This window comes from Brevibacillus sp. DP1.3A (genome assembly GCF_013284245.2).
Classification (GTDB): domain Bacteria; phylum Bacillota; class Bacilli; order Brevibacillales; family Brevibacillaceae; genus Brevibacillus.
Genome location: NZ_CP085876.1, coordinates 2227336 through 2241301 on the forward strand (window position 1 = coordinate 2227336; position 13966 = coordinate 2241301).

Here is a 13966-nt window from a genome sequence, read left to right on the forward strand (position 1 = left end):
CCCAGGAACAATTTACTATCTCCTATTATAGACGATGCCTACTCCATTTCAATGAGCAGATCGCCAGTTTGAATGGCTTCGCCTGCTTTCACGTAGACAGCTTTAATTTTTCCGTCGAGCGGGGCTTGAATCGTCGTCTCCATTTTCATCGCTTCACTCACCAAAAGATGCTCACCTTTTCGCACCTTGTCACCTTCAGCTACAAGCACCTTGAGCACTTTCCCTGGCATAGAGGCACCGAGGTGGGCAGGATTTTGTGCTTCTGCTTTTCGGCGGATCAGTTCAGAGACTTTTGCAGACTGGTCACGGATGAAGATTTCACGTGGCTGTCCGTTCAGTTCAAAATAGATGATGCGTCGTCCATCTGGATGAAGCTCGCCAACTGCGACCAGCTTGATAATCAGTGTCTTACCGCGCTCGATCGTAATGGCGGTTTCCTCACCCGGACGCAACCCGTAGAAAAACGTTCCCGTATTCAATACCGACAGGTCACCGTATTCCTTCAGGCGTTGTTCAAATTGCAAATAGACTTGCGGATACATGATATAGGACAGGACGTCTAGATGACTGGGCTCACGTCCGATTTTGGCTTCCAGCTCAGCGGCAACTTGCGTAAAGTCAACGGGCGCGAGCAATTCACCTGGACGTGCAGTAAAGGCATCGCGACCTTTTAGCACGAGCTCCTGCAACTCCTTCGGGAATCCTCCCGGCGGTTGGCCAAGATACCCTTGGAAAAATTGAATGACGGAATCCGGAAAGTCGAGGCGTGTGCCTTTCTCCCAAATGTTTTCCTCATTCAAATTGTTTTGGACCATGAACAGGGCCATGTCACCGACGACCTTGGATGACGGGGTCACTTTTACGATGTCGCCACACATTTGATTGACGACAGCATACATGTGCTTCACTTCGTCCCAACGACCTTCCAGACCAACCGCTTTGGCTTGCTGCTCCAGATTGGTGTATTGGCCTCCAGGCATTTCGTGAACGTACACCTCAGTGTTACTCGCTTTCATGCCGCTTTCAAAGCCTTGGTAGGACGGACGTACATCCTCCCAGTAATCAGACAGCTTGTTGAACGATTCAAGAGATAAGCCAGTCTCACGCTCCGTATGGGCTAGGCTCGCGATCAACCCGTTCAAGCTTGGTTGGGAAGTGAGTCCAGACATGGAGCTGGCGCAAGCATCGACGATATCCACGCCTGCTTCGATCGCTTTCAGAAGCATGGCGCCAGCGTTTCCTGACGTATCGTGAGTATGCAGATGGATCGGAATGCTGATTTCTTGTTTTAAAGCAGAGACGAGCGAATGAGCAGCATACGGCTTCAAAAGACCTGCCATATCCTTGATCGCGAGAATATGGGCACCTGCTTTTTCCAATTCTTTAGCCAGATTGACATAGTAGGCCAAGCTGTATTTGGTTTTGGTCGGGTCTAGAATATCTCCGGTGTAGCAAATCGCTGCTTCGGCTACCTTGCCAGATTCGCGTACGGCTTCAATGGCTGTTTGCATCCCAGGAAGCCAGTTCAAGCTGTCAAAGATCCGAAAGACATCGATGCCATTTTCCGCAGAGGCTTTGACGAAGGCATGGATCACATTATCCGGGTAATTGGTGTAGCCTACGCCATTTGCTCCGCGCAAGAGCATTTGGAACAGAACATTCGGTATGCGTTGGCGGAGAATTTGCAGTCGTTCCCAGGGAGATTCCTGCAAAAAGCGCATCGTCGTGTCAAAAGTGGCGCCGCCCCACATCTCCAGCGAGAAGAGCCCGGAACCGAGCTTGCCTGTCGCTTCTGCAATAGTAGCGAGATCGTAGGTGCGCACACGCGTAGCAAACAAAGACTGGTGGGCATCGCGGAATGTCGTGTCTGTGACAAGCACCTGCTTCTGCGCCTGAATCCAGCGTACGAGACCATCGGCACCTTCTTTGTCTAGAATTTGCTTCGTGCCGTTCGGATATGGCTGAGTAAATGGTGTCCGCGGGATGCGAGGCGAGTCGAAGTGCGGCTTTTTCTCCGATTTCTGGAGACCAGGATATCCGTTGACAATCGTGTCTCCGATATAAGATAGTAATTTGGTACCACGGTCTTGACGGCCAGGGAAGATGAACAGCTCTGGTTTGGTGTCAATAAACGATGTATCGTAGTTGCCACTCAAAAAATCAGGATGTGTCACGACATTCTCCAAAAACGGCAGGTTCGTTTTCACGCCACGAATACGGAACTCACGCAGTGTGCGCAGCATTTTGCGAGCGGCTTGATCAAAGCTCGCGCCATACGTGGAGATTTTGACCAGAAGCGAGTCGTAAAACGGTGTAATGATCGCGCCTGGATAACCATTGCCGCCGTCCAGCCTTACGCCGAAGCCTCCACCGGAACGCCAGGCGGACAAGCGACCAGCATCTGGCAGGAAGTTGTTTTCAGCGTCTTCTGTTGTGACACGGCACTGGATGGCAAAACCACTCATCTGGATATCACTTTGCGCATTGATGCCAATTTCCTCATCGGAGAGCGCATGCCCCTCGGCTACGCGAATCTGCGACTGAACAATGTCGATTCCAGTGATGAGCTCCGTGATGGTATGCTCTACTTGAATGCGTGGATTGACTTCTATAAAATAAAAACGCTTGTCCGGCGTTAACAAAAACTCGACAGTACCAGCGTTCGAATAACCGGCTTTTTGCATGAGAGTGAGAGCAGCCTGGCAAATATCTTCACGCAGTTTGTCATCCAACGATAGGCTCGGTGCTACTTCGACCACTTTTTGATGGCGCCGTTGAACAGAGCAATCGCGCTCATACAGATGGACGATGTTTCCATAGTTGTCACCGAGAATTTGGACCTCGATGTGTTTGGGCTGTTCTAAGTATCGCTCCAAATACACCTTGGCATTGCCAAAGGAAGAGCGGGCCTCGGAACGTGCGCGATCTAACGAATATTGCAATTCATCCTGACTGCGGACGATACGCATACCACGGCCTCCGCCGCCAGATACGCCTTTAATAATGATGGGGTAGCCGTATTCTTTGGCAAAGAGAAGCGCCTCTTGGAGTGTTTCGATTGGTTCTGGAGTGCCTGGAATCACTGGGATTTCCGCTTCAATCGCAAGACGACGGGCTTCTACCTTGTCCCCGAATTTGTCGATCAGCTCAGGGGATGGTCCAATGAAAATGATGCCTTCCTCTTGGCAACGCTTTGCAAAATCAGCATTCTCAGCAAGAAATCCATAGCCTGGGTGAATGGCATCGATATCGTTGCGCTTGGCAATCTCGATGATGCTTTCGATATCGAGGTAAGCCTCAATAGGCCCTTTTCCGGCTCCGACCAAGTAAGACTCGTCGGCCTTGAAGCGATGGATAGAAACGTTGTCCTGCTCGGAGTACACGGCTACCGTACGTATGCCGAGTTCCGTTGCTGCGCGAAAGATCCGAATGGCGATCTCACCGCGGTTTGCTACCAGTAGGCGATTGATTTTTCTCTTTTTCATTATTCTCTCCCCCTTACGTCTCGGAAAAAAAGACGTATTAAAATTATATATAGAACAAATATACAAAATTTTCTCGACACAAGACACACCTTTTTTCGATCACAGGAGGATGGATGAACGTGAACAATCAGAACGACAAGCTGCCTGTATTTGTGTACGGCACACTTTTGACGGGCTTTGGAAATCATAGGAATTACGTGAAAACGTATAAACATGAGGCAACACCTGCGACGATCCTAGGTGAGATCTATCATTTGCCGGCAGGCTATCCGGGATTGCTGAAAGGAGAGCAGGAGGTCGTGGGGGAGATCGTCACATTTGCCCCTGACGTGTATGAGCAAGCGTTAGCTGGACTGGACGAGCTGGAGACCTACTATGGCGAGGGTGATCCGCGCAATGAATACGAGCGGATCATCGTGTCAGCGACGATGGAAGAAACAGCTCAGGTCGTGAACGTCTACGTATATCGTTATTTGGATCAAGACCTGGTCAAGCAAACAGGCGTGCACATTCCGCATGGGAATTGGCGACGCTACATGCAAGAGCAGTCTGAATAGCCATTGCTCGTTTTGCCAAAACTGGTAGGGAAAAGGAGGGAGCCCTGCCATGGAATTACTCCATTGTGAACCTGCACAAATCTGGCGTTACTTGATTCCGCAAAATCACTGGATGTTTCCCGACGAAGTTCCAGAAGATGAACTGATCTTTCATTATCGCGACCATATTTATTTTGTAAACAATGACGGCTCAGTTTTGTCCATGCCACAGCCTGCTTGCTTCGAAACGCTGGATATGGGGACCTTGCTGGAGTATTTAGCAACATCGGACGACACCATTGATTTTGACGATGAAGGAGAATTCGATTACGGTCATGTCTTAAAGCGTATGGGGTATATCGTGCCAGTCAGGGACAAGCGGGAAAAAGCTACGTATCAAATTGAGATTATCAACACAGCATTGCCGAAAGCACATGGAACGCGGTACGAAATGAAGCAGGTTACCTTTGCTTTTGCCCTCTATCACGCGCTGATGCGCTGTCATGAGCTGAATGCGAAAACGGATTGGGAGTATGAGCATGAAGTGAAGCGAATCGCTGAGGTACAAGCCAAGCAAAGCGGGAAAGTGCAAGTGAATCTGTAATTTCTACTATTGGCATAGTGAAAAAAAGTGAATGATAGGGTATGATAATTGAGGTACATACTGAAAGATTTGGTGAGGAGGAAGAAATCATGACAACTGCTGTTGAGCGTCAAGGCGCATTTGTATTCAAAGGTGGTCCTGTAACACTGCTCGGTCCTGAAATCAAAGTAGGAGATACTGCTCCTAACTTTACTGTAGTAGGTGGCGATCTGTCCCCTGTAACTTTGGAAGATTCCAAGGGAACTGTTCGCATCATCTCTGTAATCCCTTCTATTGACACTGGCGTGTGCGATGCACAAACTCGCCGTTTCAACGAAGAGGCTGCGAAATTGGAAGGCGTTACTGTGCTGACTGTTTCCGTTGACCTGCCATTCGCGCAAAACCGCTGGTGCGGTGCTGCTGGCATCGACAAAGTGAAGACAGTATCTGACCACAAAGACCTGTCCTTCGGTACAGCTTACGGCGTAGCGATCAAAGAATTCCGTCTCTTGGCTCGCGCAGTATTCGTAATCGATGCAAACGACAAGGTTGTACACGCTGAGTATGTGGCTGCTGCTGGTGAGCATCCAAACTACGAAGCTGCGATTGCTGCTGCACAAGCTGCGAAGTAAGCAACAAAAAACTCCCTCTTTGTCCTGATGGCGAAGGGGGAGTTTTTTGCGTCGCGCATTAAATTTTTTCCAAGCCACTGAGTGAAGCGGCATGCATAAATGTGACCATTGGGACAGCTTGGTGATCATCCTTGGAACGCCAAAACACCGGGCTAATTTCTAAAGTGCTTGTCGAATGCTTTAAGTAGCCTGAACCAAAATAGACGAGTGAGCATCGGTTGTCTGCATGATGTTCAGCTGCCAGTAACCCATTTGTTGGTTTCAAAACCGGGCCTTTAACAAATTCGCGCAGTGGGGTCTTCTCGATCCACCCATAGGACCCAGTGTCATCGGTTTGATAACATCGAGCCATTCGCTCGTTATCTTTTCGTAACCATACAGGAAGATCTTTGTCTAGCAAAGTTCTAATATAGGAAGGTGCGTCGTGGTCCCAAACTTCTTTCCATACGTTAAGAAACGGGGCAACATCGGCGCCAAATAGAGTGTGACTGTCGAGCCCATTGATACTAAAATTCCGGTCATTCAATTTTTGGCCAATTGTTGTCGGAAGCATAGTTGCGATCGGACCGACACCGGCACTAAACCCACTCAATACTACACGCTGTATCGTAGGAGGTGGTTGATGAATGGCATTGCGACTGATACGAAAGCGTGGTGTGAGAGCATGATCCTCGTCGGTACTCGTTTGATTACCTGAGGTATAGCCAGTGCGATGAAGAAAGTGTGTAATCTCAGCCAAAAGCCTTGCCAATCCTGCTGCATGAGCAAATGGTCCCCAGTCCCCATATGGTTGGATAGGTACTACTAGAACTGCCTGACGCTTAGCCGCGAGTAATTGGTAGGCAAGCCATTTTTCACGAAACAAATAACGGTGGCCAAGCCCTAGATAAGGCTGAACAAGTATATCTCCTATTTTCCACGACATGTATGGATATTCTTCTTTACGGGCAGGAAACTTTCCAGGGATGGCAGTATTGGGGGTGAAGAAGATAACGAAGTCAAGTTTGCTCAGAGTGACACCACGCCTGCGAGGTACCCATACAGCTACAAGTAAACGAGGGCTTTTATCGCCAACTCCCCATTCTAACCAAAATAGATCTCCCATTCGACTTGGGTTAATCTTAACTGGTTCATTGTGATGAAAGCGCCCCCATCCTTCTGTCGGTTTAGTGGGGAATAAAGGATGACTCACCGGGACGAATAGAGCTTCTTCGTTAAACATTGCCAGGTAACGTTGAGTACGATTACCAGCATGGTCAATCCAAGTAAAGGCTCCATTTGGATTGAACGATTTTCGCCGCTTCATCTCGTCATTTGAAATCGGAAAAGATGATGCGGTACGAATCCGGGACATTAAGACAATAACAGTAGCGGGGGGTGAAAAAATACATACGGGATTGTCCCAAACCGAAAATCCACTTCCCTTTGGTGGGACAACATGGACGGATTCCTCCAAGTACAGAGGATGAGTTACTTCAATCATAAATTCTTCGGCTGGCATCGTGCCTAGAATAACCTGTCCATGGGTATCCGTTTTTCCAGAGCGATGTCCCTCTATTGATTCGCATAAGACGTTTGCCCCGCTGATCAATGTTCCCGTTACATCTTTGACTTGTATTGTTAAATCCATGTATTTTCCACCCAATTTTTGTTATTTATGCGTTGGATATAACGGCCACTGCTAAATAGTTACAGTTGTCTCCCTGTCTTCGGATCATAAACAACTTCTACTGGTACCACTTGATCTGTGGGTAATACTTCTATCCACTGGTCAAAAACTTGGAAATTCTTATCCTTGTTATTAGGGTCAGGATTAGGATCATTCGGGTTGGCACGGAATCCGCCTTGTAATGGATAGAAGCCATGCTCGTATACTTTTTGAGTAGGGGTCGTTGTTACTTTATTTTCTAAGTTGATCTCCGTGTTCGGATAAGTCTTGACTTGATTGGACTCCGCGTATTTCTCGGCCACTTCAACGCAAAGGTAATCAATTGCATCTTTGAGCGTCACTGTCGCTCCCAAATCCATTCCCAAACCTGTTCTGATTTTATTCAATTCATCAGATGGTGCTGCATAAGCAGCGTTCAGTCCGTCAGATCCTTCCACATTGGAAGATTGCAACCAATGTAACGCTGCCTGTTCCTTCCCTGGCCGCACTGGAATAATTGCCTTCACCCACGGTGCATTAAGGAATGCATTCCGTAAATTATCACCATCTAACTGCAGGAGCCAGCCGAGTGAACTACCCATCGGCGCTGGTACACTCTTTTCTGTTACCAAGTAATTGTCTGGTCGCGGGTCACCATCGGACCAAGTCACGAGGTTACTATTTAGTTGTGACTGGAGATCGAACAGACCAAGCTTTTTCTTCCGAGGTTTCCACCATTCCGGGGCAACAAAGTAAAGCATTTTATCGATATCGAAGATCGATTGAATCAGCTCTGAGAGAACGTGACGGCTCGCGTTATCAGTATGTTTGTACTGAAAATCGGTCATTAAAGTGCTGATCAACTTTCGATAGACCATGATGCGCTCTTCGTCCCGTAATTCTTCGTATTTACGCTTTGAGAGATCACGGGCATATTCGACTCGCTCCTTGACGGCCTTGTTAAAAGCCTCCTCTGTTATTCGGATATTTTCAGCGGTGGCAACATCAGCAGTGGTTCTCTTTGCTTTATTGAGCGCATCGATTTCCGCCCGTTTAGCAGCGCTCGCAACATATTTCAAAGCTACACTCACTACAAAGTCCACGCGTTCGTCCCATTCTAATCCATCATCTCCTGTTATTACACCCATCTCAAGCTTGCCAGAAGGTAAGAACCTTGCACCGAACCCCCAAGAACCCGTGAAATCTTCACCAATACCCGAGACCTGATAGGCTGGAAGGATGATGTTTTCTTGTTGCTTTTCAACTTCAAGTCCCTCAGGTGCAGGCGGTGGGTCAAAAACAGTTAACACTACAAAACCATACTTTCGTTGATCCCCAAAATTCCACGTGCCACTAACTTTGCATGAAATGAATTGTTCAGAAGGGTAGGGAATTACAGACGTATCAGGTACTGGCAATAAATTGGCTGGTTGCGCAATGTGAATCAGGTTGGCCAACCCGAGATCTTCGCCAGGCTCATCCACAAAGGTTTCCCAGCAAAGATAGGTACCGATATCTTGAACCTGAATACCTACTTGTCTCATTTTCCTGCGTAATTCATAGTTAATCAGCTTACCTGTGATATTGGACAACATATAGCGTTTGCTGGAAGTATCCGTAGACTCGGTAATGGTTTTAAACGTTGATTTATAATTTTCTCGAATCTCAGTTGACAATTTATTCGTTTGCTGACGCATCTTTTTATAGGTTGATTCTCTAGCTACCTGTTGAGTTTGATCCATGTTTAGACTTCCAGTAGCAGTAATGCTTCCTGTTCCCCAAGACTGATTCACAGTGGATGTGATACCTAGCTTCAGGTCGTTTTTGTTCTCTTCCTTGACAGCCGTGCTTATCTCATCTTGATCTGTCATACTGTTCTCTGTTTTCCTTGCTGTTTCGCTGGATAACTCAACAGTCCGCTCTGTAATCGTTTTTCGAGAGCTAGTTTCAATTAGTTCGACCGTCGATCCGGGACTTAGCCAAACGTGACTAGTCGGTGGTCCGAGAAATGTATCTAATTCGAAGAAATACTGCTGGAATAAGTGGACAATACCAAGTGGGGACAAAGTCACGTCTTTCACATCTTTTTTGGGGTCAAAGGTGAGATAAGGATCATCGTAATTGATGTCATTTCTCTCTAGGATCCGAAGAAATCCCTCTTCCGCATTTAAGTCAAGCTTAGAAAAGAAAATTCTGTTGAGCTCGTTAATGCGGTTGTTATACAAAAGTTTAGTGAGGGCGCCTGCGAAGGCTTCCTCATTTGCGATGCCCCTGCGTACTTCTTCCTGGATTTGTTCTTTAAGTAGGCTCTGGCGTTGTTTAAAGGTTTCCTCCGTTTCATTGGGATATGGCGTCAAACTATAGATACGGTAGTAGTTGTCCCTTAAAATAATGTTGAAATGCTCTGATACATTCTCTTCCAAAATCCTTTGAAGAATATCTCTGTCCACGAAGTGCGCCCACTCAGTACTGTCACTCGGCATCTTTCCATATTCTCGCAAATTGTCGCAAATTTTCTGAAGTACAACTGAAATGTCATGGCTAATCACATGAGGACCTGCGAATCCAGCCAGCTGTAACTCCTTTGATGATACGAATCCGTCCGCATTGAAAGTGAATTTTTTGCTTTCAAGATACGGGCGTAGTTGCGGTAGTAAGGGATCTACTCCAATTTTGATTCGATTTAGCAGCCGCTTTGATTTCCAACCGATCAAAGACTGATATACACCAAACATTTCGCTTGCGTAGGGCAAGATAGAATTGTATTTAGAGAAATCCGTAATTCGTTTTATATTTGACATATAAGGCGCCTCCTAATTTAAAGTTCTAGCCAGAATGCCCTCGGTTACTACTATTTACCACTTAAAGATTACATATCCCAGAAAACACCCTTGACGAACTTAGTAACCGTCGGTTATGTTATAACCACAGGTTACTAACCTATGGTTATTTTTGAGAAACAAGGAGTTGAATGTTATTTATGGCAAGCAAGCAAGAAATACGCTCAGAAGAAACGAAACGGGCGATTTTGACGGCGGCAGCAGACCTTTTCGCCACCCGAGGCTTTGATACGGTATCCATCAGGGAAATCGCCAAAGCAGCCGGCTGTTCCCATACAACCCTCTATATTTATTTCAAGGACAAAGAAGCACTGCTTCATTATCTGTCCAAGGAACCTTTGCAAAGCTTGACTCTACAAATGGAAGAAACACTGTCCAAACAAGGACGAACACCAGAAGAGAATCTGCGTGAAATCAGCAGTCAGTTCATCCACTTTTGCTTGCGCAATCGAACGATGTATACCTTATTCTTCATGATCAAAGCCTCTCGGATCGATGTAGAGGAACCGGAAAAAGAATTGCAAACGCTGCGCAATCAATTGTTTGGTTTACTGAGTGAGGCTGTAAGACGATGCTTGCCAAGTGACATAGAGGAAGAAAAAGCGCTGGCCCATACTCGGATTTACTTCTACACGTTGCATGGCATCGTCGGTACGTATACACATTCCGAAGAACCATTGGACAGCTTGATGGAAAGGCTGGCACCTACATTCGCTCTATCCGTAGATGTTTTTCTCGCAGGAAGTCAAAAAATAATGAACAGGGAGTGACGGTAGAATGATCAGAGTGGAGCAAATCTCGGCGAACATTTGGTGTATCAAAGCATGGTTGTTGATTCCTTTGCGGGTCTGGATTGTCAGGGAGGAGGATGGCGTTACGCTTGTCGATGCGGGGATGCCATTTATGACGAAACGGATTATGGCTTTTATAAAGCAGCTGAATGCAGGACCACTCAAGCGAATTTTGCTGACGCATGGTCATTCGGATCACGTGGGGGCCGTTAAAAAAATCGCGGCGGCAGAATCTGTACCAGTCTTTGCCCATCGAATCGAGATTCCGTATATGGAAGGGAAAGAGCTGTATCCTCGTCGTAAAAAGCTGGAAGTAAACGTCCAGCCTGGCTTGGCTCAGTCTTTGCGAGAGGATGCAGAAGGGAATATAGCTCCCATTGGCGGGCTGCAGCCTTATCTGACACCTGGTCATTCTCCGGGGCATGTAGTGTATTATCATGAAAAGGACGGAGTGCTTTTGGCAGGAGACTTGTTTACTTCCAAACGCGGCAGATTGCATCGTCCCATGCCGATGTTTACGGCGGATATGGCTCAAGCACTCAAAAGCAGTTTGATCGTCCGCCAATTGCGACCACGCCATTTGGAAGTATGCCATGGCAAGCCGATCGAAAATCCGGCAGAACAGCTTGATGACTATTTAAAAGAGGTCTCTACTACTTTTTCGATTCCAACTCGTGTTTGGCAATCATAGGGCAATGATCGACTACCAAGTCGTATGAAACGAATCCCCTTTTTCTCGCGTCATAGGTTTGAGGTGATTGGATGAAAAAGGTAGGATGGATTGGTCAACTTTTTCTGATAGCGACACTGTTACTGACGGGGTGTGGGAACGGAACGTCCGCGCAAGGGACTTCGCAGCTTTCGGAACCACCACAGCCAGTCATTGAATGGAGCGGAAAAACAGCTACGACGGTGCCCGCATCTTCCTGCTGGAGCTACAATAACGAGGCGATCTGCAAGGATACGGCGGCACCACCGGAACTCGTCGCAGAGCAAAAGCCTGCCCCACTGCAAGTAAGGCCAGGGGCTACGCTGACCGTCACTTTTGCCCAGCAGCCAACTACAAATACGCTCAAGGTAACCCAATGGAACGGCATGAAAGAAGTAGAGCAAGTAATAGAGAACGGCAATCAGTGGAAGGCCCCCGAACAGCCAGGCTGGTATTTGTTTGACGTTCGCGGTCAGTGGACGCAAGGGGATGCAGGGCATGCATTTGTCATCGAAGTAAAGGACAGCATCGGATCAGCATACCAGACGGTTATGGCCAAACAGCCATGATCGTTTTTTGCTATACTGAGGGGGAGGGAAGACTTAAAGGAGAGACAACATGCTAGAAGAATTAATTAGCTTCACAGTTGATGAGGCAGATGCAGGGCAAACTGTGCGAGAAGTACTGCAAAAGCGCTATGGTGTATCACGCCGCTTGCTTATACGTGCCAAGTTTAAAGGTTCCATTACTCGGAATGGTGCCCTCGTTTTTGTGAACGAAAAATTGCATGCCGGCGACAAAATAGCAGTCATGGTGGAGGAAGAGGCGGAAGAGACCGTTGCCCCAGAGGATATGCCACTCTCCATCCGTTACGAGGACGAGGATTTGATGGTCATCGCAAAGCCAGCGGGATTGGTCGTTCATCCGACAGGAAATCATCCCAGTGGAACGTTGGCAAACGGGATGATCGCTTATTGGAAAAAGCGTGGTGAGCACAGAAAGTTCCGAGCGGTGAACCGTTTGGATAAAGATACATCAGGCTTGATGATCGTAGCCAAGAATCAATGGGCGCATGAACAATTCAGCCGCATGCAGCAGATCAGGACGTTGCAGCGGACCTATCGAGCTATCGTTCAAGGGATCGTGGAGTCAGACGAAGGTACGATTGATTCGCCGATTGGTCTAGCGGAAAATTCGTTTATCACCAGACAGGTGAGACCGGATGGGCAGACAGCTGTTACCCACTATCGTGTGCTTGCCCGAGGGGAAGGAATGAGTTTTGTTGAGGTGAAGCTGGAGACGGGACGCACTCATCAAATTCGTGTACATATGAGCAGTGAAGGGTACCCACTTGCAGGAGATGATCTGTATGGGGGAGAAAGGGAGCATATCGGCAGACAAGCTTTGCATGCATGGGCGCTATCCTTTGTCCATCCGCGTAGCGGTCTTGCAATGAGCTTGGAGGAGCCGCTGCCACGTGATATGGAGCAGCTAGTCCAACAATTTTTTCCCGATTATCCGTGCAAGGAAATGACCTAGGCGAAAAATTTCGTCATTTCCCTCTGGAAAGCTGTAAGCGTTTTCGATATGATAGAAGAAATTCGTTACAAACATTGGAAACACAACAGAGAATAGCTGGCTGTCTGCGGGGGAAAATCCCGCAAAGATTTTTTTCAGTAGCAGACTAGACCCAGCTTGCGCCTGAAGCCTGTTTCGGATCGTTTTGACAAAGAGGGTTTCCCTTTCTATTTGTCATGCACCGGAATTGCTTTGGGGGTGAGCTGGGTTTTCTTATTTGCCCAAGAGAAGGAGAGGGTTTCATGAAGCTAGTTTCCTATCGAGAAAGGGAAAGGGATGCTTGGCGAGCGGGGCTCTTGCACGAAGGAAAAGTCAAAGATATTGCACATGCTTGCCCAGGCGCGCCGAGCACAGTGAGTGGTTTGCTCGAGGAGTGGGCGAACTGGCTACCCGTTCTCCAAACAGCATACGAGGCACAGGATGGCTGGGATTTGGAGCAAGTCGAGCTAGGTTCGCCACTCCCGCGTCCCGCCAGCTTTCGTGACTTTTACGCCTTCGAGGCCCATGTGATGACAGCGCGAGCCAAACGCGGACTTCCGATGGTGCCTGAATGGTATCACTTCCCCGTCTTTTATTTTTCAAATGCAGCAGCTTTTACAGGGACGCAAGCGAATATTCGCAGACCCAAAGCAACCGAGTGGCTGGACTATGAGCTGGAAATTGCCTGCGTGATTGGAAAAGCAGGAGTAAACATTCCAGTAGAACGAGCGGAAGAGCACATCGCAGGATATTGTATCTTAAACGACTGGAGCGCCCGGGATATACAACGGGAAGAGGTCAAGGTCGGATTAGGGCCAGCCAAAGGCAAAGACTTCGCAACGTCTATGGGACCGTGGCTGGTTACACCAGAGGAGCTGGAAGATGTACGTATCACAGGCGAAAAGGGCAGCCGCTACGATCTGGAGATGGTGGCACGCATCAATGGTAGGGAGTATTCAAAAGGAAACTTCAAAGACATTCACTATACATTCGCTGAAATGATTGCCCGTGCCTCAGAAGACTGTTCCTTGTATCCCGGAGATGTTATCGGATCGGGAACAGTAGGGACTGGCTGCATTTTAGAGCTGGGGACAGAGCAGTATGCTTGGCTTGCGCCAGGTGATGTAGTGGAGCTAGAGGTGGAACGCCTCGGTGTGCTTCGCAATACGATTTGTGAATAAGGAT

General features: G+C 47.8%; 11 protein-coding genes. 8 read left to right on the forward strand and 3 right to left on the reverse strand.

Annotated features, from left to right (window positions below; translation table 11 throughout):
* Positions 1–38: 38 nt before the first annotated feature.
* Positions 39–3485, reverse strand: coding sequence for a pyruvate carboxylase (locus HP399_RS10355; RefSeq protein WP_173617026.1), 3447 nt, complete (start codon positions 3483–3485; stop codon positions 39–41).
* A gap of 113 nt (positions 3486–3598) precedes the next feature.
* Here HP399_RS10355 and HP399_RS10360 point away from each other — a divergent pair, with 113 nt between their 5' ends.
* The 3 genes from HP399_RS10360 to tpx all read left to right on the forward strand — a co-directional run bounded on the left by HP399_RS10360 (position 3599) and on the right by tpx (position 5236).
* Entirely contained in the window at positions 3599–4042 is a 444-nt protein-coding gene (locus HP399_RS10360; RefSeq protein ID WP_173617027.1) for a gamma-glutamylcyclotransferase family protein, read from the forward strand.
* Between the two features lie 49 nt (positions 4043–4091).
* Positions 4092–4625 carry a hypothetical protein gene (locus HP399_RS10365; protein ID WP_173617028.1) on the forward strand — a complete coding sequence of 178 codons (534 nt, stop codon included), beginning with the start codon at positions 4092–4094 and terminating at the stop codon, positions 4623–4625.
* Positions 4626–4714: 89 nt separating this feature from the next.
* Positions 4715–5236, forward strand: coding sequence for a thiol peroxidase (gene tpx / locus HP399_RS10370; protein WP_007717107.1), 522 nt, complete (start codon positions 4715–4717; stop codon positions 5234–5236).
* Between the two features lie 58 nt (positions 5237–5294).
* Here tpx and HP399_RS10375 read toward each other — a convergent pair whose 3' ends face one another.
* Both HP399_RS10375 and HP399_RS10380 read right to left on the reverse strand, forming a co-directional pair.
* Positions 5295–6866: a hypothetical protein gene (locus tag HP399_RS10375; RefSeq protein ID WP_173617029.1), complete on the reverse strand. Its 1572-nt coding sequence runs from the start codon at positions 6864–6866 to the stop codon at positions 5295–5297.
* 59 nt (positions 6867–6925) lie between these two features.
* Positions 6926–9685: a peptidoglycan-binding protein gene (locus tag HP399_RS10380; RefSeq protein WP_217367477.1), complete on the reverse strand. Its 2760-nt coding sequence runs from the start codon at positions 9683–9685 to the stop codon at positions 6926–6928.
* A 179-nt stretch (positions 9686–9864) separates the two neighbouring features.
* Here HP399_RS10380 and HP399_RS10385 point away from each other — a divergent pair, with 179 nt between their 5' ends.
* The 5 genes from HP399_RS10385 (at position 9865) to HP399_RS10405 (ending at position 13962) form a co-directional block, all read left to right on the forward strand.
* Positions 9865–10494, forward strand: a complete 630-nt coding sequence (locus HP399_RS10385; protein WP_173617030.1) for a TetR/AcrR family transcriptional regulator — start codon at positions 9865–9867, stop codon at positions 10492–10494.
* A gap of 7 nt (positions 10495–10501) precedes the next feature.
* On the forward strand, positions 10502–11206 hold the full coding sequence (locus HP399_RS10390; RefSeq protein WP_173617031.1) for an MBL fold metallo-hydrolase: 705 nt from the start codon (positions 10502–10504) through the stop codon (positions 11204–11206).
* 71 nt (positions 11207–11277) lie between these two features.
* The gene (locus tag HP399_RS10395) at positions 11278–11793 is read left to right on the forward strand and encodes a hypothetical protein (protein WP_173617032.1); all 516 of its coding nucleotides are present in this window, start codon (positions 11278–11280) and stop codon (positions 11791–11793) included.
* 49 nt (positions 11794–11842) lie between these two features.
* Positions 11843–12763, forward strand: a complete 921-nt coding sequence (locus tag HP399_RS10400; protein WP_173617033.1) for an RluA family pseudouridine synthase — start codon at positions 11843–11845, stop codon at positions 12761–12763.
* A 281-nt stretch (positions 12764–13044) separates the two neighbouring features.
* Entirely contained in the window at positions 13045–13962 is a 918-nt protein-coding gene (locus tag HP399_RS10405) for a fumarylacetoacetate hydrolase family protein (protein ID WP_173617034.1), read from the forward strand.
* Positions 13963–13966: the final 4 nt, after the last annotated feature.

What these genes read in the sequence shown, in the direction of transcription:
- HP399_RS10355 (WP_173617026.1), bottom strand. Translation starts at nt 3,485, where the DNA reads ATGAAAAAGAGAAAAATCAATCGCCTACTGGTAGCAAACCGCGGTGAG.
- HP399_RS10360 (WP_173617027.1), top strand. Translation starts at nt 3,599, where the DNA reads ATGAACGTGAACAATCAGAACGACAAGCTGCCTGTATTTGTGTACGGC.
- HP399_RS10365 (WP_173617028.1), top strand. Translation starts at nt 4,092, where the DNA reads ATGGAATTACTCCATTGTGAACCTGCACAAATCTGGCGTTACTTGATT.
- tpx (WP_007717107.1), top strand. Translation starts at nt 4,715, where the DNA reads ATGACAACTGCTGTTGAGCGTCAAGGCGCATTTGTATTCAAAGGTGGT.
- HP399_RS10375 (WP_173617029.1), bottom strand. Translation starts at nt 6,866, where the DNA reads ATGGATTTAACAATACAAGTCAAAGATGTAACGGGAACATTGATCAGC.
- HP399_RS10380 (WP_217367477.1), bottom strand. Translation starts at nt 9,685, where the DNA reads ATGTCAAATATAAAACGAATTACGGATTTCTCTAAATACAATTCTATC.
- HP399_RS10385 (WP_173617030.1), top strand. Translation starts at nt 9,865, where the DNA reads ATGGCAAGCAAGCAAGAAATACGCTCAGAAGAAACGAAACGGGCGATT.
- HP399_RS10390 (WP_173617031.1), top strand. Translation starts at nt 10,502, where the DNA reads ATGATCAGAGTGGAGCAAATCTCGGCGAACATTTGGTGTATCAAAGCA.
- HP399_RS10395 (WP_173617032.1), top strand. Translation starts at nt 11,278, where the DNA reads ATGAAAAAGGTAGGATGGATTGGTCAACTTTTTCTGATAGCGACACTG.
- HP399_RS10400 (WP_173617033.1), top strand. Translation starts at nt 11,843, where the DNA reads ATGCTAGAAGAATTAATTAGCTTCACAGTTGATGAGGCAGATGCAGGG.
- HP399_RS10405 (WP_173617034.1), top strand. Translation starts at nt 13,045, where the DNA reads ATGAAGCTAGTTTCCTATCGAGAAAGGGAAAGGGATGCTTGGCGAGCG.